Here is a 22946-nt window from a genome sequence, read left to right on the forward strand (position 1 = left end):
TCCGCGCACGCTGATCCGAACGTTGCCGCACCCGTGTGTCACTTATGGATGCGGCAACGTTCTTCCGTTCCGCCCTGAGCCGAGACCTTCGAGGTGTGCCCCGTCAGGTCACGCCGTGTTCGCCACGGGCCTTTCGGGACCGGACACGAGCATGTGATCGCGAATGATCCAGCCGGCCTGGAACCGGCTCTGCGCTCCCAGATCCCCGAACATCTCGGCGATGTACTTCCGGCAGGTCCGCACCCCGATGCCCAGGCGCCTGGCCACCACTTCGTCCTTGTACCCGGCGGCGAGCAGCTGAACGATCGCGGTCTTCGTCTCCTGGGTGAGCCACTCCGGGATTCTGTTGTTGCCGCCCGTCCTCTGGAAGACGACGCTGGTCGCCCAGGCGCTCACCACCGTGTGCAGGATGAACTCCACTAAGGCCTCGTGCTTCACCATGTGCGCCCTGCGCGTTTCCTCGCCGTCCAGCAGGAACACGACCGAACGGTCGAAGGCGATGAGCGCGGGCAGGGACGCGGCGGTGGTCCGGACCTCGCCCCCCGCCGCCGAGATCTCCTCGACGCAGTCGCGCACCTCCGCGTCGTACCGGGACAGGTGCGGAAGCAGCACGCGCAGGCTGACCGTCGACGGAACCAGCCCGGAGGCCGGGCCGAGCACGCTGTGGGCGGCAGTCGGGGCTCCCCGCCCCAGAGGTTGCACGGCGAACACCTCCTCGGTGCACCGTGCCGCGCGGTCCTCAAGCGCGGCACGGATGGCGGACGCGCCCTCGATCGTGACGACGGGACTGGGGCCGCCGCTTTCCACGCCGTCGGCGCATAGGCCGGAGAGCGTGTCGAGCTGCTCGCGGAGTCCGTCCAACTGTGCCTGCCACGCGTCGATGACGCCCGAAAGAGGCTTCGCGTACTGGAGCCTGACCGTTTCCGGGTGCACGGCGATCCAGTCGTCGCGGCCCTCCGCCCGGGACCGCGCCAGCTTCATCCTTCTGAGTCTGGACAGCACTCGCTCCGTCTGTTCCGGACCCCAGCCCAGACTCCTCGCCAGTTTCTCGAGGGTGGATCCGCCGGTTGTGACGAGAAACTGATAGGCCGCCAGATCCTCATCACCCAACAGCGGAACGATCTGGGCGATATCCACAGTCTTCCCCCTACCTCTCGGCATGACTATGCCTCAAGAATAAACACGGGCCCATAGATGGACGCAAGTTCAAGAATCTTGACGCAGGTTCAAGTTCTTGTCACTGTGCATAACGGGCGAAGGCGTATAAAGAGTTCGTCTGCCTCTGCCTGGACCCAAGGCTTCGTCAAGAGTCGACGATGTGGGGGTGAAAAGTAGTCGTGAGTCTATTTTTGGACCCCGTTTATGACGATCATCTCTGTCGCTGCCCGTGCCGTGAAACTTGGAGTCGTACGTGCGTACAGAACCGTCGGACATGCCCCCCGTCGCGATAGTCGGCATGGGGTGCCGGTTGCCGGGGATCGAAAGCGTCGATGAGCTGTGGGGCGTACTCACGGCCAACGCGGACAACGTGATCCCGATCCCTTCCGACCGCTTCGACATGAGCGAGTGGTACGACTCGACCCCCATGACCCGCGGCCGAACCGTCTCCCGGCACGGCGGCTTCCTCGTCGATCCCTTCGGCTTCGACGCGGCCTTCTTTGGCATCTCACCGGTGGAAGCACGCACCATGGATCCGCAGCAACGCCTGCTGCTGCACGTCGTGTGGGAAGCCCTGGAGTCGGCCGGGATACGCCCCTCCCAGCTGGCGGGCACTCGCGGTGGCGTGTTCGTCGGCCAGGCGACATCGGAGTACGCGGAGACCGACCCCCGGAGCCATGACCCCGATGTCCGCAGCATGGTGGGCAGCCGACTGCGCGCTGTCACGGCCGGACGCGTCTCCTACGCCCTCGACCTGCGCGGGCCGAGCGTCGTCCTGGACACCGCGTGCTCCTCGTCGCTGGTCGCCGTGCACGCCGCGCGCCAGAGTCTGCTCACCGGCGAGAGCGACCTGTGCATCGCCGCGGGTGTCAACGTCATCCTGTCTCCGCACGACTTCGTCGCGTACTCCCAGGGGGACATGCTCTCCCCGGGGGGCCGCTGCCGATTCGGCGACGCCCGCGCGGACGGATTCGTACGCAGCGAAGGCGTGGGGGTGGTGGTGCTCAAGCGACTGGACGACGCGCTCCGGGACGGCGACGCCGTCCACGCGGTCCTGCTCGGCAGTGCGACCACCAACGACGGCGCGGCCAGCGGGCTTCTGCTCCACCCTTCCGTGGAGGGTCAGGCCGCCATGGTGCGCGAGGCCTGTCGCAGTGCCGGTGTCGAGCCCTCGGAGCTCGACTACGTCGAGGCGCACGGCACCGGAACACGCGTCGGCGACGGCGTGGAACTCCAGGCGCTCGCCGAGGCCGCAGGCCCAGGACGGCGCGCGGACCGGCCGCTCCTCACCGGATCGGTCAAGACCAACCTCGGGCACGCCGAGGCCGCCGCGGGCATGGCCGGGCTGATCAAGTCGGCGCTGATGCTGCGCCACGGTGTCATACCGGCGTCGCTGCACCTCGACGAGTCGCACCCCCTGCTGGCACAGGACGACTTCCCGGTGCGCGTGGTGACGCGCAACCGGCCCCTGGAACCGGCCGGTTCCCGCGCCCTGATCGGTGTCAGCTCCTTCGGCCTGTCCGGTACGAACGCCCATCTGGTCCTCGGCGCCCATGTCCCCGAGCCCGTGCCCGAAATGCCCTGCCCCGCCATCGAGGCCGAGCCCTGTCTGCTGGTGCTCAGCGCGCGCACGTCCGGCTCCCTCCGCCGCCTGGCGGAGAAGTACGCGGCCTACCTGGGTCCCTCCGGGCCCGGGCGTCGTGTCCGGCTCGCCGACATCTGTGCCGCCGCCGCCACCCGGCGCGACGCCCACCCCCACCGGCTCTGGGTCGTGGGCCAGGACCACGACTCCCTGGCCCGGCGCCTGCACGCCCTCGCCGCGGGCGAGACGATTGCGGACGGCGGAACGGCCGAGGCGGGCCTGTCCGGCGACAAGCGCCTCGTGTTCGCCTTCTCCGGGCAGGGGTCGCAGTGGGCGGGCATGACCCGGTCCCTGTACCGCTCCTCGCCCGCCTTCCGGACGGCACTCGACGCATGCGACCGGGCCGTTTCCAAGGAACTCGGCTGGTCGGTTCTGGAACGACTGACGTCCGACGACACCGACTTCCCCGAAGACGTGAGCATTGTTCAGCCCGTCCTGTGGGCGGTGCAGGTGGCGCTCGCCGCCGCTTGGCGCGAACGCGGCGTGACACCGGATCTGTGCATCGGGCACAGCATGGGAGAGGTAGCGGCGGCTCACGTGTTCGGCGCCCTGTCACTGGGCGACGCGGCCGCGGTGATCTGCCGACGCAGCCGGTTGATGCAGCGCGTGGCGGGCCAGGGTGCCATGCTCGTCGTCGAACTGTCGGCCTCCCGGGCCCGGGAGGACGTCGAGGCGCACGAGGGGGCGGTGTGCGTGGCGGCCGAGAACTCACGCACCACGACCGTGCTCGCGGGCGATCCCGTGGCCCTCGCGCGTCTGCGGGCGGCATGGGAGGAACGAGGCGTCCTGTGCCGCTCGGTGAAGGTGAACGTGGCCTCGCACTCGTCGCAGATGGAGCCCCTGCGCGACGACCTGCTGCGGGAACTGGCAGGCCTCTCCCCGGTCCCCGGCACGACCGGCATGGTCTCCACCGTGCACGGCTGCGAGGTCAAGGGCCCGGAGCTGACGGCCGTCTACTGGATGGACAATCTGCGCCGTCCCGTGCGGTTCGCCGACACCGTACGAGGGGTGGCCCTCGCCGCGGAGAGCGTCTTCCTCGAAGTCAGCCCGCATCCGGTCCTCGTGGCCCCCATGAACGACACGCTGGGCGGCGACCACGGTGAGGTCGCGGTGGCCTCGCTGCACGCGGGTCAGGACGAGCCCACCGAACTGGCCCGGGCCGCCGGACGGATCTTCGCCTTGGGCGGGCGGGTGGACTGGCCGCGGTGGTTCGGCGGAGGCGCACGGCATGTGCCGTCGCTTCCCACCTACTCCTGGGACGTGGTGCAGTTCCGGCGCGAGTCGGCCGACTCCCGGGCCGCGCACCGGCCGGCCGCCTCCCGGGTCCGGCACATCGACCTCGCGTCATGGAGCGGGACCGCCGAGTGGAGCGGCGGCGCAGCGCTCCCCGAGGGCGCGCCCGTGCCGCCCGTCGTCCATCTCGCGGCGATGCTGGAAACCGCGCAAGAGGCCGACCGCACCACGCCGCTCGCACTGCGGGACGTGCAGCTGGGCGACGTGCACGTGCCTCTCGAAGCGGCTGACGGCACGACCCTTCAGGTGACCCTGGACGGGCACCGGGGACAAACCGGGGAAGCCCGCACCGTCACGGTGCGGGCCTTGCTCCCCGGCGTCCCCGAGCCCGTCTTCTGCGCCAGGGGACGGATCGTCGGGGCCGAGGCCGACGATGCCGCCTCCCTGGATCCGGACGCCCTGGACGCCGTGCTCGCACGCTGCCGGGAATATCTGGGGGCACAGGACCTGCGGCGACTCGCGCAGCGCCACGGCTACGGCTCCAACTCCGACTCCGACCACCCGTTTCGGGCTGTGGAGCACCTGTGGCGGCGCGACGGTGAAGCCGTGGCCCGTGTCCGGCTGACGCAGCCCTTGTCCCGCCTCGACTGGGAGGCCGGCCTGCGACCTCCTCTCCTCGCGGCCCGGCCGGGAGCCATGTCGGGCGACGACGGCATCTCGTACGTTCCCGTGTCCCTCGACTCGGTCCGGTTCTTCGCGGAACTGGAGCCGGAGTTCTGGAGCCTCGCCGACCTGCGGTCCGAGGACGGTGGAGCCTCACTGCGGGCCGACGTCCGCCTGATCGCACCGGACCGACGTGTCCTGGCGCGTTTCTCCGGAATCCACCTGCGGCGGCTTGCACGGCCGTCCCGGGCAAGCAGTCCCCTGGCACATGTGCCCGCCCTCGTCTCGGCCCTCACCGACCAGTGCGCCGCGTCGTTCGCCGGCCTGGCGAAGAAGGTCGCGGGCCCCCTCGGCGGCGACTTCCTCACCGGCCTCCTGCACTCCGTCGTATCACCGCCGACCGCCCGGGAACGGGCGCAGGACCGGGAGCCCGCGACGGCGCAACCCGCCGCTCCTGAGACGCCCGTGGAGGAGGTCGCGCCCTTGTCCCCTGACCGTGAAGGCGCAGCGGAGGCGCTTCTCAAGCACTCCGCGGCGCTGTTGGGCATGCCGGCGTCGGACATCGACGAGCGGCGGTCGTTGCGGGATCTCGGGCTCGACTCCCTCATGGCCTCCCAGCTCCGCCAGCGCCTGCGCCGCAGTCTCGGCCAGGAGGTGCCCGCCGAGCGCCTTCTGGGGCCGGAGAGCATCGCGAGCCTGGCCAAGAGCCTTGCCCGGCACGAAGCGCCGACACATTTCGGCCAGATGTCCCCGCAGGAGCCGGAGTGAAACTTGCACTGCAGTATAAAAACATGCGATAGATAGATCGTGGCCCGTGCGCCCCAGTGCCCCCACAGGCCGACTGAGTTCAGGTGTCCCCCTTGCCGTCGGCTCACGTCACTCAGGCCTCGCGAGCTCAACACACACAGGAGGGACGGAATGGACTCGAGTGCGACGACGCCGCCGGTCGGCCGCCGGGAACGCAACAAGCTGCGAGTCCGGGAACGGCTGTATGCCGCGGCCGTGGAGCTCATCGTGGAGAAGGGATATGACCACACCTCCATCGACGAGATCGCCGAGCGGGCAGATGTGGCGCGTGGAACTTTCTTCAACTACTTCCAGCGCAAGGAAGACATCATCGGTGCCTGGGGTGACAGGAGGCGTGCCGCTCTCGTGACGGGGCTCGATGCGAACAATGTGCTCACCCCCAGTTCGGTCGCCCAACTCCAGGAGTGCATGGCGGTCCTCGTCCGCATCAACCAAGAGGAACCGCGGCTCACCACCGCCATGCTCACCGCATGGGTGAAGGCGGGACGGCCGATTCTCGAAGAGCCGTATGTCGCGGAGGTGTTCGCCAGGATCGTGGAGAACGGGGTGCGCCAGGGAGAACTGAGCCCGGGGATGTCGCCGATCGGCGTCGGTAACGTGCTGCGCGATGTCTACCTCGGAGCCCTGTACCGATGGGCCCACCATCCCTCGGGCGAAACCGAGCCACTGGCCGATGAGTTGCAGCAGATCCTGCGGCTCCTCCTCGAAGGCATGACCGTGACGGCGACGCCCTAGACACCCAGCATGCGACGGCATACGGCGGCACGAGGCGTGAGCTGCGGGCTCACGCCTCGCGCCGCCGTCGGCCACGGACGGTCAGGGTGTGCCGAGCGTGGCGATGTCGATGACATACCGGTAGCGGGCGCCGGACAGGTTCTCCCAGGCCTCGGGGACCCGGTCAGCGGAGATCACCTCGATCTCCGAAGTGATCTGGTGTTTCGCACAGAAGTCGAGCATGTCCTGGGTCTCCCCTATGCCGCCTATGGACGATCCCGCGATGGCGCGGCGGGCACCCAGGAGGGAGAACACGTTGTACGACGCCACCGGGTCACCCGGTGCGCCCACGTTGACGAGAGAGCCGCCGAGGCCGAGCAGAGCCAGGTAGGCGTCCTGGTCGAGGCGGGCGGGGACGGTATTGACGAGCAGATCGAAGTGGCCCGCGAATGCTGCGAGTTCCGCGCTCTCGCGGGTGTTCACGAACCGCGCGGCGCCGAAGCTCAGCGCGTCGTTCTTCTTCTCCGCCGACCGGCCGAGGAGGGTGACCTCGGCGCCCATCGCCGCGGCGATCTTCACGCCGAGGTGCCCGAGGCCGCCCATGCCGAGCACGCCGACCTTCATGCCCGGACCCGCGTGCCAATGGCGCAGGGGTGAGTAGACGGTGACGCCCGCGCACAACAGCGGTGCCGCTCCCGCGAGTTCGAGTTCATCGGGGATGCGCAGGACGAAGCGGTCCACGACGACGATGGACTGGCTGTAACCGCCCTGGGTCACCGTTCCGTCGTGGTCACGGGCCGAGTACGTCTTGACGAAGCCCTCGGTGCAGTACTGCTCCTCGCCCGAAGCGCAAGGGGCGCACTCCCCGCAGGAGTTGACCATGCAGCCCACACCTACCCGGTCCCCCACCTCGAACTCGGTGACGGCTTCGCCGACTTCCGAGACCACTCCGGTGATCTCGTGTCCGGGCACGAGAGGAAAGAGCGTTCCACCCCAGTCGTCGTGGCCGAAGTGCAGGTCGGTGTGGCAGACGCCGCAGAACCTGATATCGATCCGGACGTCATTCCGGCGCAGCGGGCGCCGCTGGATGGTGGTCGGTGTGAACGGCGCTCCCTTGGCGGGCAGCGACAGTGCGAGGGTGCTGGGCATGGTGATCCTGTTTCCCTTGACTTTGAAAGGACGGGCGGACCGCCGCTGCGTCGTTGGGATGGAAAGGCGCAGCGTCGTCCTCCACCGGAACGACCCAGTCGAGCAATCACATGGCAGCCACGGAATGCAGCTTGCCCGTCCTCTCGGGCGGTCCGCCACCACCGCCTCGTGCAGCAAGCTGTGGTGCAGCTTGCTGCACATCCCCGGAGTTCCGTTCCCGGGTGCAGCAACGTGCGGCGCACGTTGCTGCACCAGGCGAACAGTGGCGTAGGGCCGCTGAGTCGGTGAAGCTGGCAGCGTCTTTCAAGGCGCCGGAACCGAGGCGCACGAAGATCTCCCCTTTACCGCCGCAGTTGTTCAGCTCTGCCGAAGGGTGGTCCAGCCATGCATCATTCCGACCCTCATATCGCGGCCAGTGGCCCGACTCTCGCTTATGTCGAGTTCTATGTACGCGACGCCGCCGCCACCGCGGCTGAGTTCCGGCACAAGTACGGGTTCGAGATATGCGCGACGGCCGGTGCCGCGCATTCCGGTGGTGACCGCTGCTCACTCGCCCTTCGGCAGGGAAACATCACCCTGGTGGTCACCCAGGGAGAAGCGGCGAACGCGTACGTGGAACGGCACGGCGACGGTGTCGCAGACATCGCCCTGCACGTGGACGATGTCCCCTCGGCCTTCGCCGCAGCGGTGGGGGCCGGTGCCCGGGCCGTCCGCGAGCCCGGGAGTTCCGACGGAGGCGGCGCCGTGATCGCGGCGTTCGGTGACATCACCCACACGCTGGTCGATCGTAGGACGCCCCTTCCTCCGGAGTTCTCGGGCCGCTCGGTCGACAGCACGGCCGGCACCACGGCGCGTACCGGCGGGTTCGAGGAGCTGGATCACTTCGCGGTCTGTGTCGCGGCGGGTGAGCTCGGCGGTCTGGTGGAGTTCTGGCAGCGCGCGTTCGGGTTTCGGTCCGTGTTCCAGGAGCATATTTCCGTCGGTTCCCAGGCCATGAACTCCGAGGTGGTGCAGAACGCCGAGGGCGACATCACGTTCACCATCATCGAACCCGACCCCACGGCGGCTCCGGGGCAGATCAACGAATTCCTGGGGGCGCACGGAGGGCCCGGGATACAGCATCTCGCGCTGAGCACGCGCAACATCGTCGAGGCGCTGGACCGGCTGAGCACGCAGGGTGTGGAGACCCTCAATGTGCCGGACATCTACTACGACGCGCTGCCCGAGCGTGTCGCCGTGACCGAATACTCCATCGACAGCCTCCGGAAGTCGCGGATTCTGGTGGACGAGGACCACAACGGCCGGTTGTTCCAGGTCTTCACCCGGTCCGTCCACCCTCGGCGGACCTTCTTCTTCGAAGTGCTTGAGCGGTGCGGGGCCGAGACGTTCGGGAGCAACAACATCCACGCGCTGTATACGGCTGTCGAGTCCGAGCGCCTCGCTCGCGCCCCTGAGGCCCCTGAAGTCTCGGGAGCCGTGCCGGCAGCCGATCCGCTGGTCTGTCTGGACGACCTGGCACGGCCCGCGGCCGCGCGGCTGCCCGCGGACGTGTGGGACTTCATCGCCGGTGGCAGCGGCCGGGAAACGACGCTCGCCCACAACCGCGCCGCTCTGGACAGCGTCCGCCTCGTTCCGCGCGTGCTGGCCGATGTGTCCCGTCCCCGCACCGCCACGCGCCTGCTCGGTGTCGAGGCCGACATGCCCGTGGCGGTGGCCCCCATGGCGTATCACGCCCTCGTACACCCGGAGGGGGAGATCGCGACGGCGCGGGCGGCCGCGGCGGCGGGGGTGCCCCTGGTGGCAGCCATGCTCAGCAGCCGGCCACTGGAGCAGGTCGCGCGGGCAGGCCGGCCGCCGTTGCTCCAGCTGTACTGGCTCCGTGACCGCGCCCAACTGCTGCGTCTGGTGCGGCGAGCCGAGGAGATCGGCTGTCCGGGGCTGATGGTGACGGTCGACGTGCCGCGCATGGCACGGCGGTTGCGGGATCTGCGCAGGCGGTTCGTGCTGCCGTCGCACGTCAGGCCGGTCGAACTCGACGGGACTCCGCGCCCCGGCGCCGGCCGCGCCCCGACCGTCGCGGAGCACACCGACGCTGTTTTCGACGCGTCCCTCAGCTGGCCGGACCTGGAGTGGCTCCGTGAACAGACCGCGTTGCCGCTGATCCTGAAGGGCGTCCTCGACCCCGCTGACGCCGCCCGGGCGGCGTCGGCGGGCATCGACGCGGTCGTGGTGTCCAACCACGGCGGCCGCCAGCTCGACGGCGCCGTCGCCGCCGTCAGTGCGCTCCCCGCCGTGCGCGCGGCCGTCGGAGACGCCTGTGACGTCCTGCTGGACAGCGGCATCCGCAGCGGCACCGACGTGCTGCGGGCGCTTGCTCTGGGCGCCACGGGCGTCCTGCTCGGCAGGCCGGTCCTGTGGGGTCTCGCAGTCGGCGGTGAGCGTGGACTGGCAGACGTGTTCTCCCTGCTCAAGCAGGAAATCGAGGACGCGCTGGTGCTCGCGGGCTGTCCGGGCCCAGAGGCGGCACGGGGCCTGACGGCCGTCCTGGACGGATCCGTCATGAACGAGGTCGAGCGAGTATGACGGGCACCACGGCCGCCCCTCGCAACCGACGTTCGCAGGACTGCGAGCTGCGCCTCGACGATCTGCACGCCTCGTTGGCGGATCCCGTACTGGAATCGATGAACTTCCTGAACGAGATCTCGGGCGCCTATCCCCATGCCGTGTCGTTCGCCGCGGGCCGCCCGTGCGACGACCTCTTCGAGACCGCGTCGGTCCAGCGCTGCCTGGACCGCTACATCCGGTATCTCGCCGTGGAGCAGGGCCGGTCCGCGGAGCGGATCCGCGAAACCCTGCTCCAGTACGGCCCCACGAAGGGCGTGATCGGCGAGCTGATCGCACGGAACCTGGCCGTCGACGAGGGCATCGACGTCCCCGTCGACTCCATCGTCGTCACCGTGGGGTGTCAGGAAGCGCTCTTCCTCGTACTGCGGGCCTTGTGCGCGACCGAACACGACGCCGTTCTGGCTGTCTCCCCGACGTACATGGGGCTCACCGGGGCGGCCCGTCTCGCGGGTATGCCCGTCCTGCCCGTCGCGAGCGGGTCGGGCGGGGTCGACTTCGCGCACCTGCGCGCCGTCCTGGACGAGGCGCGCCGCACCGGCCTGCGCCCCCGAGCGTGTTACGTCGTCCCGGACTTCGCCAACCCCACGGGGCTGAGCCTGAGCGTCGAGGACCGCAGGCGGCTCCTCCGCGTCGCCGAGGAGGAGGATCTGCTCCTGCTCGAAGACAATCCCTACGGTCTGTTCGATGACGGCGGAGCACCCGCACCCACGCTCAAAGCGCTCGACACCGGACGCCGTGTCGTGTATTTGGGGTCGTTCGCCAAGACGGCCCTGCCGGGAGCGCGGGTCGGGTTCGTCGTCGCGGACCAGCGAGTCGGGGACGTCCGGGGCGGCCCGCTCCTCTTCGCCGACCACCTCGCGAAGATCAAGAGCATGGTGACGGTGAACACGTCACCGATCGCCCAGGCGGTGATCGGCGGAAAGCTCCTGGAGTCCGGTTGCAGCCTGCGGGCCGCGAACGAGCGCGCGATCGCGCACTACCGCGGCAATCGCCGGGTCCTCCTCGCCGGTCTGGAGCGCCGCTTCGGCGGGACGGCGGCTTCCGGCATCCACTGGAACGCCCCGGCGGGCGGCTTCTTCGTCGTCCTCACCGTGCCCTTCGTCGTGGACGACCGGCTTCTGGAGAGGTCGGCCCAGGAGTTCGGAGTGCTGTGGACTCCCCTGCGCCACTTCCACGACGGTGCCGATGCCCGCCACCGGCTCCGGCTGTCCTGTAGCGCCCTGACACCCCCATGGATCGAGGAAGGCCTCGACCGGCTCGCCGCGCTCGTCGCGGACCGCGTCACGACCCGCTCCGAAAGCCGGGAGGCAGCACCGTGCACGGCGACCTACTGATCATCGGGGCTGGGGCCACGGGCGTCAGCTGCTTCGTCAACGCGGTGCGCGCGGCCCGGCACCGGTCCATCCGGATCGTCGACCCCCGCGACGTCGGCCGGGGCCTCGCGTTCGGTGAGTCCCACCCCGACCTGTTGACCAACAGTTCGTGCGAGGCCAACTCCCTGGTGCCGGACGAGCCGTACGACTTCGTGGACTATCTGCGCGGTCGCGGTCTGTCCCCCGCTCCACGTGACGTCGTGCCGCGCGGCCTCCTCGGCGCGTACATCGCCCAGCGCTTCGCGGAGTACTCAGCCCTGGCCGTCGCCCGCGGCGTCCGGGTCGAGCAGACCCGTGCCGGCGCACGGAGCATCGGCAAGGACGCGGACGGATACCGGGTGGGACTGAGCGACGGCACCGAGGTGCGGGCCTCTGACGTGGTGATCGCCGCGGGGCTCGACACGCCGCGTGTTCCGGAACTCATGCGCGCCCACCAGGACGACCCGGCCTTCCTGGCGAGCCCGTTCCCCGCCGAGCGCCTCTCGCGCCGCGTGCCGCCGGGGTCCCGCGTCCTCGTACTGGGATCCCGGCAGTCCGCCGTCGACGCCGCCCTGCTGCTGTGCGGGGAGGGTGGCCACGTCACCATGGCCTCGCCCTCCGGGCAGCTGCCCGCGGTCCGCACGGCGACGCCGCTGCTGCCCCCTTCGGCCACCGCGGCCAAGGGCATCGCGTCTCTCGATCCGTCGGACCCCCACCTGGTGCCCAGACTCACGAGGATCATCGTCGAGTCCGTCCGCCAGTGCGACGCCCGCCCGCTGCGCGAACAGATCACCGGCGTGAGCGACCCCGTCCACCGGCTCAGGGCGGAGATCGCACTGGCCGAGAGCGGGGCCTGTGCGTGGCAGGACGTCGCCGTGGGCGTGAGCGCGGAGCTCGCCGCGTGGCTGCCGACACTGCCGCCGCCGGCCCGGTCGACGGTCCTGCGGGCCTTCCGCACCGTCGGCCGCAGATACGCCACGGCCCTGATCCTGCCCAACGCCAGGAAGCTGCTCGGGCACATCGACCGAGGCGCGCTGCGCCTGGCGCGGGAGTACCCGGTGCGCGTGCGGCGCCGCGGCCCGGTGTGGTCGGTGGAGTGGCCCGACGGGGACGTGAGCACGGTCGACCGCGTCGTCAGCGCGTGCGGCTACGAACCGCCCACGCTCTGGCATGACCGCAGAGACGACAGCATCCACCTGGAGCAGGCTCCGCGTCATGCCCGCCCGGTCGACCAGCTCTCGGCCGACCTGCGCCTCCGCGTGTCCCCGGAAGCGTCTCCCGAGAACATCTGGGTCGTCGGCGCCGCCACCCATGTCCGGGTCCTCTTCTTCGCGACGCTCCTCTACATCGCCGCGCACCAGGCCAAGGACGTCGCGCTCCAGCTCGGCGCCCGGTCGACGCCGGCCCTCCATGAACTGGCCGAGCTGAGCCACTGACGTAGCGGAGCCACTGAGGTAAACGAAGAGAACGAACAGAACGAAGAGAACGGAGTCGGGCCGCCATGCCCACCCTTCCCCCAGACCCCGCCCCCACCCTCCCCTCACACCTCGTCGCGTCCCTGCCCCAGGCGTTCCGCGCCCAGGCCGCGCGCACGCCTCACGCCGTCGCTGTCCGCTCCCCGGAACTCGCGCTCACCTACCGGGAATTGGACGACCTGTCGGATCACCTCGCGCGCACGCTGCTGCGCACCGGTGTCGGCACCGAGACACCGGTGGCCGTCCTCCAGGGGCACACACCCCTCCTCGTGGCGTCCCTCCTCGCGATCCTCAAGGCCGGTTGTACGTACGTCCCGTTGCACCCCGGTTATCCGGTCGACCGCATGCGCAAGGTGCTCTCCGAGAGCGGGACCCGCCGCCTGCTCGTGGACTCCCACTACCGAGGGCTCCTTGCCCCCGACGATCTGTACGTCCTCGATGTGGACGCGGACGACTGGCGTTCCGCACCTGTGGTCTCTCTCGATCTGCCGTTCGCCGAGAGCCAGTTGGCGTATGTGATGTACACGAGCGGCTCGACCGGTGAGCCCAAGGGAATCGAGGTGACCCACCGGAACGTCCTCGACCTGGCGCTCGATACGTGCTGGCACAGTGACGCCCATCGCAAGGTGCTGTTTCACGCGCCCTACGCCTTCGACATATCCACCTACGAGGTGTGGGTGCCCTTGCTGGCCGGCGGCGAGATCGTGCTGCCTCCCGGCGGACAGGTGGACGGCGCGCGGCTGCCTCAGCTGATCGCCGGGTCCGGCGCCACCGCGGTGCATCTGACCGCGGGCCTCTTCCGGGTGGTCGCGGAGGAGGCACCTTCCTGCCTGGAGGGTGTCCAAGAGGTGCTGACCGGCGGGGATGTCGTCGCCGCCGACGCCGTCCGCCGCGTACTCGACGTGTGTCCGGGCATCACCGTGCGGGTGCTGTACGGGCCCACCGAGGTGACCCTGTGCGCCATGCAGCACGAGATCCGGTCGCCCGCCGACATCGGGGACGTCGTGCCTCTGGGACGGCCCTTGGACGGGACGGACGTATACGTCCTGGATGCCGATCTGGAGCCGGTGCCGGAGGGCGGCACGGGCGAGCTGTGCGTCGCCGGGGCGGGTGTGGCGCGTGGCTACGCCGGCCGCGCCGACGACACGGCCGCGGCATTCGTGCGGGACCCGTTCGGTCCGCCCGGCGCCCGTATGTACCGCACGGGCGACCTGGCGCGCCGGGAGGCGGGCGGCCGGATCGTGTTCGCGGGGCGCGCGGACGAACAGGTGAAGGTACGCGGCTTCCGGGTCGAACTCGGGGAGGTCGAAGCCGCCCTGAGGTCCCACCCCGATGTCGCGGACTGCGTCGTCGTGGCCCTCGACGGATCCGGTGACAAGCGTCTGGTCGCCTACGTGGTCGCCTCGGGTGGCGCCGCGCCGTCGCCGGGCCTCGTGCGCGCGCAGCTGACGACCTCGCTGCCCGACTACATGATTCCCGCGGACGTCGTGGCCCTCGACCGGCTGCCCCTGACGCCCAACGGCAAGATCGACCGTGGACGGCTGCCCGAGGCCCGCGTCCGGTCCGCCGCCGCGGACGGGCCCGTCTCCCCCACCGGCCGTGTGATCGGTGAACTCGTCGCCCAGGTGCTGGGCCTGGAGCACGTGGGTGTGCACGAGGACTTCTTCGACCTCGGAGGCACCTCCCTCCTCGCCATTCAGCTGCTGACACGGATCCGTGCGGTGTTCGGCCCTGAGCTGGAACTGTCCGTGATGTTCAGCCGGCCCACGGCTGACGGGCTGGCCCGACTCGTGGACTCGCACGCCGAACACGGCGGCCGCGAGAGCTTGGGCACCCTCCTGCCCATCCGGCCGGGCGGGACGCGGGCCCCGCTGTTCTGTGTGCATCCCGGCTTCGGACTGAGCTGGTGCTACTTCGCCCTCTCCCGCCACCTGGGCGCGGACCAGCCGATCTACGGATTCCAGGCGCGCGGGACGTCCGGCCCGGTCACGCTGCCGTCTTGTGTCCGGGACATGGCCGCCGACTACGTGCGCCTGCTGCGCGCCGCCCGGCCCGCCGGCCCCTACCGTCTTCTCGGCTGGTCCTTCGGCGCGGTCGTGGCGCAAGAGATGGCCGTCCAGTTGCAGGAGCTCGGGGCAGAGGTCGAGTTCCTGGCCCTGCTCGACGGCTACCCGGCGCAGGGCCATAGGCCGTACGCGGGGGACGAGCAGGAGATGGTCCGCGGCCTGTTGACGGATCTGGGCGTCGACGGCGACGACCTGCCGGGCGGGGACATCTCCCCCGACGCCTTCGCCGAGCTGCTGCGCGACACCGACCGCGGCGGCGTACTGGGCGGGGGAGATCCCGGGGCGCTCCTGCGGGTCTTCCGTAACAACCAGCGGCTCGTGCGCGCGTACACACCCCGCGTCTTCGACGGCCGGATCCTGTTCTTCAGCGCCGTACGGAGCCGGTCGGCCGCCGGCGAGAAGGACCGGTTCCGGTCCTGGCTGCCCTACGCGCGGCACGGCGTCGACCACCACGGCGTGGACTGCCTCCACCAGGACATGCTGCGACCGCTGCCACTGCGGCGGATCTCGGCAGTCATCCGGGAACACACCCTCACCCAGCCGGCCCCGCACCTCATCATCCATGTCTGGAGCATCCTGATGACCACACCGGAGCACGAGAACGTCGACGTCGTGGTGGTGGGCGGTGGCCCCGCGGGGTCCACGGTCGCCACCCTTGTCGCGAACCAGGGACACCGCGTCCTGCTCATCGACAAGGAGACTTTCCCCCGCTATCAGATCGGCGAGTCCCTGCTGCCCTCGACCGTTCACGGGATCTGCGCGCTCCTCGGTGTCTCCGAGGAGGTGGCCGACGCCGGATTCATGCGCAAGCACGGCGGTACGTTCCGCTGGGGTGCGAGCCCGGAGCCCTGGTCCTTCTCGTTCGCCGTCTCTCCGCGCATCGCCGGGCCGACGTCCCACGCGTACCAGGTCGAGCGGATGAAGTTCGATGAGATCCTCCTCAACAACGCCCGCAGGAAGGGGGTCGAGGTCCGGGAGGGCTGCTCGGCCGTCGAGGTGATCGACGGTGGGCAGCGCGTCGAGGGTCTCGTGTACACGGACCGGGACGGCACCCGCCATGAGGTGCGCTCCACCTTCGTGGTCGACGCGTCCGGCAACAAGAGCCGCATCCACCAGGGGGTCGGCGGCACACGCACCTACTCGGACTTCTTCCAGAACATCGCCCTCTTCGGCTACTTCGCCGGCGGCGACCGGCTGCCCGAACCGAGCGCGGGCAACATCTTCTGTGCCGCGTTCGACGAGGGCTGGTTCTGGTACATCCCGCTCAGCGATCAACTCACCAGTGTGGGCGCGGTGGTGAACCGCGACTCGGCCGCGGAGGTCCAGGGGGACCCCCGGCAGGCGCTGGCCCGGCTCGTCGACAAGTGCGAACCGATCCGCGACATGCTGAAGAACGCGACTCCGGTGACCGAGGGTCCGTACGGCCAGGTGCGCGTCCGTAAGGACTACTCGTACATCAACACCCGTTTCTGGCGCGAGGGCATGGTGCTCGTCGGCGACGCCGCGTGCTTCGTCGACCCGGTCTTCTCCTCGGGTGTCCACCTCGCCACGTACAGCGCGATGCTGGCCGCCCGGTCGGTCAACACCGTGCTGGACGGCCTCGTCGACCAGGAGCGCAGCTTCCAGGAGTACGAGGCCCGCTACCGGCGCGAGTACGGCCTCTTCTACGAGTTCCTCATGTCGTTCTACGACATGAACGCGGACGACGCCTCGTACTACTGGCAGGCCAAGAAGGTGACCCGGTGCGCCGACTCCGAACTCGAGTCGTTCGTCGGGCTCGTCGGCGGTGTCGCCTCCGGCGAGGGTGCCGTCCTCGGCGCCGAGTCGGTGCGGGGGAAGGTGGCCGCCGCCTCGGGGGAGCTCGCGCGCTCCGCGGCCGCGGTCGGCGCGGACGGGGCCGCGGACGGGGCGACACCGCTGTTCCAGTCGTCGATCGTCTCGGACGTGATGCGCGAAGGCTCGCGGACACAGGCGCAGGCGCTGTTCGGTGAGGCGCTCGGCGACACCGTCCCGATGTTCCCCGGCGGTCTGGTGCCCACAGCCGACGGATCGCGCTGGGCCGTCCCCGAGGAGTGAGGCACCCCACGGCCTTGCCCACCGGGGCTTGCGCGCCGGACAGCACGCCGTGCGGCCCGGTGCACACTGTGCACCGGGCCGCACGGCGTCAGCTCACCTGTCCAGTGTGATGCGGTACGTCTCCTTCGGGGTCTGGATGTCGTCGCATGTCAACTCACCCCTGGCGCCCCGGTAGGCGCCGGTGCCGCCGGTGATGGCCATCCGCACCGTGTCGCTGCCCTTCACCCACAGGGACTGCGCGGTGATCTGGCCCTTCGGCAGTTGCACCGAGAGCACGCAGTTGGTGGTGATCTTCGAGCCCCGCAACTCGGTCACCTGGCAGGAGCTGCCGTCCTTGCCGATCTGCCGGCCGCCCTGGAACAGCTTGTCCGCGTAGACGAATTCGTCGCCGACGCTCAGACCAGGAGTGCCGACATCGGTGTGCACTACTCCGTTGTTGCCCACGGCCAGGTGGATGACCTCCTTCGAGGAGGCCTGCGCGGGAACGGTGAGAGCGGTGGATATGCCGAGGGCCAGCACCCCGCTCGCGGCCGCGCCGAACACAGCGCACGTCTTCTTCTTCAACACGCGTTCTTCCTCCTCAGTGACGCACCGCGCCCACCGCGATGCTGCTCTCGTGATGCCGACTCGCCGCCCGGTCCCGGACGTCACCCGCGCGGCGCGACGTCGGCGAGTTCTCGGCCCTCGGCGAAGTCCTCGTCCCCGAGCCCCGCGGCGCGCCGCAGCGCTCCCGTCTCGATCAGGCCGATCACGGCCTTGATGTCGTGGTCGAGGCGCCGGTCGTGCGCGACGAAGGCGCTGTGCTCGCGGATGAGCTCGTGCACCGCCCGGACGGCGGGCGACGCCTTCTCGACGCCGCGCAGGTCGAGGGCCTGGGCGAGCGCGAGCAGATGGATGGCCGCCACTTCCCGCACCAGGCCGTTGACCGTGCGCGCGTCCCGGGCCGAGATGGTGCCCATGCTGACGATGTCCTGGTTGTGCGCCTCCGTGGAGCGGGAGAACACCGAAACCGGGCCTGTCTGTTCGAGTGCTTCGGCCGTGACGGCGGAAGCCGCTATCTGCATGCCCTTGAAACCGTGGTGCAGACCCGCCTCGGGGTCGTCCGGGCTGCGTGGGGCGACCAGGTTGGGCGGCAGCCCCTCGTTGAACTTCTCGTCCACAACGAGCGCGAGCTGGCGGTCGAGCAGGTTGGCCAGGCCCGCCACCGCCGTCTTCAGGCTGTCCATGGACTGCCCGACATGGCCCGCGTAGAAGTTTCCGCCGAGATGGAGCCCGGCCTCGTCGACGTCGAAGAGGGGATTGTCGGTGGCGGAGTTGATCTCGGTGCCGAGCCAGCTCTCCGTCCAGTCGAGCGTGTCACGCACGATGCCGATGATCTGCGGGGCGCAGCGCACCGAGTACTTGTCCTGGATCCTCTCGGTCAGCTGAAGGTAACCGCGCCCGGCCAGCTTCTCCCGGCGCACCAGGATGTCGTCGAAGGACGTGGCGAGGCGTGATCCCGCGAGCAGGGTCCTGATGGCCCTCGCGGAATGGACCTGACCCCGGTGCGGCTTGTTGTCGTGGACGAAGGGGTGCAGTGCGGAGGCGTTGCCGTGCAGCGCCTCCAATGTCATGGCCGTCGCGAGTTCGGCGACGAAGGCGAGCTCCCTCGCGTCCGCGGCGGCGAGGACCGCGTACGCGGCGGCGAAGGAGGTTCCGTTGATCAGCGCGATTCCCTCCTTGGGCGCGAGTCGCAGCGGCTCGATGCCCTCGTCGCGCAGGGCGGCGAGCGCCGGGCGCACGGCGCCGCCGTGCAGGACCTGCCCTTCGCCGATCAGTGCCGCGGCGAGGTAGCACAGCGGTACCAGGTCGCCGCTGGCGCCGACCGACCCGCGTTCGGGGATCAGCGGCAGGATGTCCCGGCTCAGGCACGCGAGGAGGGTGTTCACCGCCTGCGGCCGGATCGCCGAGACGCCCTTGGCCAGCGCGTTGGCCCTGATGAGCATCGTGGCCCGGGTGACCGCAGGGACGGCCGGCGGGCCCACGCCGTTGAGGTGGTAGAGCACGAGGTTGCGCTGGAGTTCGTGCGCCTTGTCGGGCGCGATCTGCCGCACACAGCTGTCTCCGAAGCCGGTCGTCACGGCGTAGATGGGGACTTCTTGGGCCAGCAGCGTCTCCTTGAGGTCCACGGAGGCGTGCATCCGTTTGACCGCCGCGGGAGTGAGGGTCACCCGGGTGTCGCGGCCGCCGCGGCGCGCGGCCGCGGCGACCGCGCGAGGCGTGAGGCCGGTTCCGTCGAGTTCGAGATGTGAGGCCGCGGACATGGGTCAGTAGACGCCTTCGATCATCTTCTGGCCGTCCACCTCGGCGACCGGATGGATGTTCCGCAGGGAGTCACCGGCGCCCGTGGGGCTGGGGACCCGCGTGGCCAGGTCGCGTTCGAGGCTGTTGGGCACGAGGCCGTACTTGGTGAGGTAGTTCATGACGACGGCTCCCTCCGACCCGAACTCGACCGGATGGCCGGTGGTGGGGTCGACCACGCGGTAGAGGACGAAGGGCGCGTACGAGTCGAAGACCGCGTCCCCCGTACCCTCCGGGTCGGGGCGCTGCACCGTGCCGCTGAGGACGGAGGTGCTGCCGTACGACCCCCGGAACCGCGTCTTGGGGAAGAGCTCCGTGGACAGGTAGTCGAGGGTGTCGGGGTCCATGTGTGCCCCCGTCCAGATGACCAGGCGCACCTTCTCCTGGATCAGGGCGCGGGCCGAGGGCCGTTCGGCGAGCCGGGCGAGGAGTGGAGGCGTCGTGATCAGGAAGGCGATCTCCTGTGACCGCAGGACCAGTTCGGTCTGGTCGACGAGGTGGTCGACGTAGGCGCGGGCGCCGGCGGTGTCACCGGCGGCGAGCAGTCGCTTCACCCAGCGCGGGTCCATGTCGATGGAGAACCTGATGCCTCCCCTGGCCTCGGCGATCCTTTTCGAGTACTCGCCTAGCATGTGGGGGCCGCTGGGCGCGACGGCCAGGGCGTGCCCCTCCCCGTCGTCGGGGTACTGGGAGTTCTCCCACGCCATGTATTGGTCGAACCAGTTCTCGAACATCACGAAGCGCTTGGGAGCCCCGGTGGTGCCACCGCTCTCGTACACGGCGAAGACCTTCTCCGTGGCGTCCAGGCCGCGGGGGATGAGGTCCTCGACCGGAACGTCCCGGAGTTCGTCCACCAGGTTGGGGAACAACAGCAGGTCGTCGACGCGGCGCACGTCCTCGACGGGGTCGAAACCCAGCTGGTCGCGGCGGTCCAGCCAGTACCGGGAGCCTGTGGCCGGGTCGAAGTGCCAGCGCATCATGGCTCGGACGTGCGCGTCGGCCTGTTCGCGGGCGTTCATCGCGTGTCACCGTGCTTTCTTCGTCGAGGGTGAGAGGTGGGGAGTGGGTGCGCGGAGCCGACGGCGTCCTCAGGCGCCGTGATGCGAGCCGCCGTTGATCTGGAGAATCTGCGAGGTGACATAGCCGCCGGGCGGTGAGCACAGATAGAAACCGAGCTCGGCGATCTCGGCCGGCTCTCCGGCGCGTCGCAGGACGGTCTGCCGCACGAGCGTGGTCTCCCGCGCGGCGGGAAGGCCGTCGCCGAAGAGGTCGGTGCCGGCGACGTATCCCGGCGCGATGGCGTTGGCGCTGATGCCGCGCGGACCCAGCCGCGTCGCGAGGGTGTGGACGTACGAGTGGAGGGCCGCCTTCGCGGCGCCGTATCCACCTGTTCCGCCGGAGCCCCGATAGGCGGCGACGGAGCTGTAGAGCACGACACTGCCGCCGTCGGCCATGAGGGGGATCAGGCCTTCCACGGCGATGACCGAGGTCAGGACGTTCGCCTCGTATGCCTCCTGCCATTCCGTCAGGGCCGTCGCCGCGTCCGCGTCCTCGGGCCCGCCTGCGGTCTGCGGCACCGAACCGGCGCAGCAGAGCAGGCTGTTGACGGGCAGTCCGGTCGCCCTGATGTGGTGCTGGAGGGTCTGCGCCGACTCGGCGTCGGAGAGGTCGAGGGCGAGCGGTTCGAGGTCCGCTCCGGGGACGCTCGCCTCGATCTCCTCGACCGCTCGCGTGAGCCGGTCCCGTCCTCGGGCGATCAGCAGCACCTTGTCGTTGTTGTCGGCGAACCGCTTCGCCGTGGCCTTGCCGATGCCGGCGCTCGCACCGGTCACCACGATCAACCTGGGCACCATCGAATTTCCTTTGACGAACTGCGGGGAGCGGTGGGTGTGTGTGGGGGGGTGGTCAGAGCGTGGCCAATAGCGCCTTTCGATCCGGTTTTCCGGTGGGCGTCCTCGGTACGTCCGCCAATTCGACGATCCGCGACGGGCTCGGGAAATCCCGGAGAGCCGCTCTGATGTCCGCGACGCCCACTCTCTTTCCCGGGCAGGACCAGAAGACCGCGTACCCCTCTCCGGCGAGCGAGTCGTCGGGCAGGGGCAGGGCGACGCATTCCACCTGCGGCAGACGGGAGTTCAACTGTTCGTCGACTCTGGCGAGATGCACTTTGACTCCATTCACCTTGATCAGGGATCCGCTGCGGCCGATGAGCCGGAAAGTGCGCGGGGCGGTGAATTCCACCAGATCGCCGGTGGCCCATTGGGCGGGCGGCCGGCTCCGTGCTCCGGGCGGGCCAGGCGCGGGCCGCGGATCACCAGTTCCTCCGCTCCTTGCGCCGGTGCGTCGGCGGGGCGGACGAAGGTCACGTCGGGAAAGGCGCGCCACGGGTCGGTGCCGCTGCCCGCGGGGGCCAGCGGCCGGTGGCCGATGCCACCGGTCTCGGTCGACCCGAGGATCTCGTGGGCCCGGAGCAGCGGAGCGGCTCGGCGGACGAGTTCGTGGGCGGCGTGCGGCGGGGTCGCGGAGCTGTGCAGGGCGACGATCGAGTGCGCGCCCTCCAGCGCGGGCCAGGCGCGGCGCAGCAGCTCCCAGGCCATCGGGATGCAGACGACCAGGACGCGTTCGCCGGGAGAGACCGACGGGGGCTCGAACGGGTCGGTCCACGCCTGGTGGACGGGCACGTTCGCCATGCGCGGCAGCCACTGCCCGAACAGCGCGCCGAACAGGTGGTGCGGTGGGGCGTAGTTGATGACGCGGTCGACCGGGCCGACGAGGTGCGCGCCGATCAACTCCACCTCGCGCTCCATCTGGTGCGGGAGCCGGAACCAGGGACGCGCGGCCCCCGTGCTGCCGGACGTGTCCAGGCGGATCTCCTCGCGTCCGTCGGCCGGGGCCTGCGCCGTGCGAGCCACCGTCTCCGTCATGCCGCCTGGTCCTCGGCGCGCTCGCGCACGTACTCGGTGGTCCGGGCGAGGGTACTGAACCAATAGCGCACGTCGTCGCCGACGAAGTCGACCTCGAAGCCGAACTCGCCCTCGACAGCGGTGACGTACTCAAGTGCCACCAGGCTGTCGAAGCCCGGCAGGGCGTCGGACAGGTCGGCGTCCGGGGCCAGCGAGCGGGCGGCGTCGCCGAAGCGCTTCTCAAGGAGGGCCAGGACGCGGGTGCTGATCTCGGTCCGGTCAACTGTGTGCATGGCGGGAACCTTTCTCTTCGCTGTGGCCGGCCGGTAGCGGGCGGCCATTCGTCATCGACCCCGATTCCAGGTAGAGCACCCGGTCGGGTTGCGTGGCTTCGAACCGGACCATCAGGTGGGCGGTGTCCGCGGCGAGACCGAGGGCCTCCCTGATCTCCTCGGCCAGCTCCGCCCGGTAGGTGGGGTCGCGGTCGGGGTGGATGTGGCAGATCACCGACGCCCATCGGGCGTGCCGGTCCTCACCCGTGCCGTCCTCGTACTTCGTCAGCGGCATCCCGCCGGCGAAGTACGTCATGGCCTGCGCGGTACGGAAGGTGACCACGACGTGCGCGGGCTCCGAACCGTGCGCGGCCAGCCACCGGGTGAGGCGGAGAGCGGCCTTGAGCCGCGCGGAGGGGGTGAGCGGGGTGCTGGTCACATCGACGGTCGGCAAGACTCCGTGCCTTTCAT

General features: G+C 70.0%; 16 protein-coding genes. 6 read left to right on the plus strand and 10 right to left on the minus strand.

The genetic code is table 11. The features are described 5' to 3' along the window. Positions 1-108: 108 nt before the first annotated feature. On the minus strand, positions 109-1137 hold the full coding sequence (locus ACOBQB_RS10965; RefSeq protein WP_423590978.1) for a hypothetical protein: 1029 nt from the start codon (positions 1135-1137) through the stop codon (positions 109-111). Between the two features lie 274 nt (positions 1138-1411). Between ACOBQB_RS10965 and ACOBQB_RS10970 the strand changes: the two genes are divergently transcribed. Together ACOBQB_RS10970 and ACOBQB_RS10975 are read left to right on the plus strand one after the other, a co-directional pair. Next, entirely contained in the window at positions 1412-5464 is a 4053-nt protein-coding gene (locus ACOBQB_RS10970; protein ID WP_423590980.1) for a type I polyketide synthase, read from the plus strand. 150 nt (positions 5465-5614) lie between these two features. Further along, entirely contained in the window at positions 5615-6238 is a 624-nt protein-coding gene (locus ACOBQB_RS10975) for a TetR/AcrR family transcriptional regulator (protein WP_423590982.1), read from the plus strand. A gap of 81 nt (positions 6239-6319) precedes the next feature. Here ACOBQB_RS10975 and ACOBQB_RS10980 read toward each other — a convergent pair whose 3' ends face one another. Then, positions 6320-7366, minus strand: coding sequence for an NAD(P)-dependent alcohol dehydrogenase (locus ACOBQB_RS10980; RefSeq protein ID WP_423590983.1), 1047 nt, complete (start codon positions 7364-7366; stop codon positions 6320-6322). A 384-nt stretch (positions 7367-7750) separates the two neighbouring features. On the opposite strand from ACOBQB_RS10980, the gene hppD reads away from it, so the two are divergent. The 4 genes from hppD to ACOBQB_RS11000 all read left to right on the plus strand — a co-directional run bounded on the left by hppD (position 7751) and on the right by ACOBQB_RS11000 (position 16960). Further along, complete coding sequence (gene hppD, locus ACOBQB_RS10985; RefSeq protein WP_423590985.1) at positions 7751-9949, plus strand: 4-hydroxyphenylpyruvate dioxygenase; 2199 nt, start codon at positions 7751-7753, stop codon at positions 9947-9949. After that, positions 9946-11325, plus strand: a complete 1380-nt coding sequence (locus ACOBQB_RS10990; RefSeq protein WP_423590987.1) for a PLP-dependent aminotransferase family protein — start codon at positions 9946-9948, stop codon at positions 11323-11325. Before hppD ends, ACOBQB_RS10990 begins: the two co-directional genes overlap by 4 nt. Next, positions 11307-12779, plus strand: coding sequence for an FAD/NAD(P)-binding protein (locus tag ACOBQB_RS10995; RefSeq protein WP_423590989.1), 1473 nt, complete (start codon positions 11307-11309; stop codon positions 12777-12779). Before ACOBQB_RS10990 ends, ACOBQB_RS10995 begins: the two co-directional genes overlap by 19 nt. A 65-nt stretch (positions 12780-12844) precedes the next feature. Next, positions 12845-16960 (plus strand): amino acid adenylation domain-containing protein, encoded by a 4116-nt coding sequence (locus ACOBQB_RS11000; RefSeq protein ID WP_423590991.1) that lies wholly within the window; start codon positions 12845-12847, stop codon positions 16958-16960. A 93-nt stretch (positions 16961-17053) separates the two neighbouring features. On the opposite strand, the gene ACOBQB_RS11005 is transcribed toward ACOBQB_RS11000, so the two are convergent. From ACOBQB_RS11005 to ACOBQB_RS11040, 8 genes are all read right to left on the minus strand, one after another. After that, on the minus strand, positions 17054-17527 hold the full coding sequence (locus tag ACOBQB_RS11005; RefSeq protein ID WP_423590993.1) for an allene oxide cyclase barrel-like domain-containing protein: 474 nt from the start codon (positions 17525-17527) through the stop codon (positions 17054-17056). Positions 17528-17607: 80 nt separating this feature from the next. Beyond that, entirely contained in the window at positions 17608-19263 is a 1656-nt protein-coding gene (locus ACOBQB_RS11010) for an aromatic amino acid lyase (RefSeq protein WP_423590995.1), read from the minus strand. A 3-nt stretch (positions 19264-19266) separates the two neighbouring features. Continuing rightward, positions 19267-20319, minus strand: a complete 1053-nt coding sequence (locus ACOBQB_RS11015) for a phenazine antibiotic biosynthesis protein (protein ID WP_423590996.1) — start codon at positions 20317-20319, stop codon at positions 19267-19269. Positions 20320-20388: 69 nt separating this feature from the next. Then, the gene (locus ACOBQB_RS11020) at positions 20389-21153 is read right to left on the minus strand and encodes an SDR family NAD(P)-dependent oxidoreductase (RefSeq protein WP_423590998.1); all 765 of its coding nucleotides are present in this window, start codon (positions 21151-21153) and stop codon (positions 20389-20391) included. A 52-nt stretch (positions 21154-21205) separates the two neighbouring features. Further along, positions 21206-21466, minus strand: a complete 261-nt coding sequence (locus ACOBQB_RS11025; protein WP_423591000.1) for a hypothetical protein — start codon at positions 21464-21466, stop codon at positions 21206-21208. Positions 21467-21486: 20 nt separating this feature from the next. Continuing rightward, positions 21487-22224 (minus strand): hypothetical protein, encoded by a 738-nt coding sequence (locus ACOBQB_RS11030; protein ID WP_423591002.1) that lies wholly within the window; start codon positions 22222-22224, stop codon positions 21487-21489. Then, positions 22221-22496, minus strand: a complete 276-nt coding sequence (locus ACOBQB_RS11035; protein WP_423591003.1) for an acyl carrier protein — start codon at positions 22494-22496, stop codon at positions 22221-22223. Before ACOBQB_RS11035 ends, ACOBQB_RS11030 begins: the two co-directional genes overlap by 4 nt. Beyond that, complete coding sequence (locus tag ACOBQB_RS11040; RefSeq protein WP_055527510.1) at positions 22483-22929, minus strand: hypothetical protein; 447 nt, start codon at positions 22927-22929, stop codon at positions 22483-22485. Before ACOBQB_RS11040 ends, ACOBQB_RS11035 begins: the two co-directional genes overlap by 14 nt. Between the last annotated feature and the right edge of the window lie 17 nt (positions 22930-22946).

It is taken from the genome of Streptomyces sp. G5(2025), assembly GCF_049542075.1.
Classification (GTDB): Bacteria; Actinomycetota; Actinomycetes; order Streptomycetales; family Streptomycetaceae; genus Streptomyces.

Coding starts and splice junctions, on each gene's coding strand:
- ACOBQB_RS10975 (WP_423590982.1), top strand. CDS start 5,615: ATGGACTCGAGTGCGACGACGCCGCCGGTCGGCCGCCGGGAACGCAAC.
- ACOBQB_RS10980 (WP_423590983.1), bottom strand. CDS start 7,366: ATGCCCAGCACCCTCGCACTGTCGCTGCCCGCCAAGGGAGCGCCGTTC.
- hppD (WP_423590985.1), top strand. CDS start 7,751: ATGCATCATTCCGACCCTCATATCGCGGCCAGTGGCCCGACTCTCGCT.
- ACOBQB_RS10990 (WP_423590987.1), top strand. CDS start 9,946: ATGACGGGCACCACGGCCGCCCCTCGCAACCGACGTTCGCAGGACTGC.
- ACOBQB_RS11000 (WP_423590991.1), top strand. CDS start 12,845: ATGCCCACCCTTCCCCCAGACCCCGCCCCCACCCTCCCCTCACACCTC.
- ACOBQB_RS11010 (WP_423590995.1), bottom strand. CDS start 19,263: ATGTCCGCGGCCTCACATCTCGAACTCGACGGAACCGGCCTCACGCCT.
- ACOBQB_RS11015 (WP_423590996.1), bottom strand. CDS start 20,319: ATGAACGCCCGCGAACAGGCCGACGCGCACGTCCGAGCCATGATGCGC.
- ACOBQB_RS11020 (WP_423590998.1), bottom strand. CDS start 21,153: ATGGTGCCCAGGTTGATCGTGGTGACCGGTGCGAGCGCCGGCATCGGC.
- ACOBQB_RS11030 (WP_423591002.1), bottom strand. CDS start 22,224: ATGACGGAGACGGTGGCTCGCACGGCGCAGGCCCCGGCCGACGGACGC.
- ACOBQB_RS11035 (WP_423591003.1), bottom strand. CDS start 22,496: ATGCACACAGTTGACCGGACCGAGATCAGCACCCGCGTCCTGGCCCTC.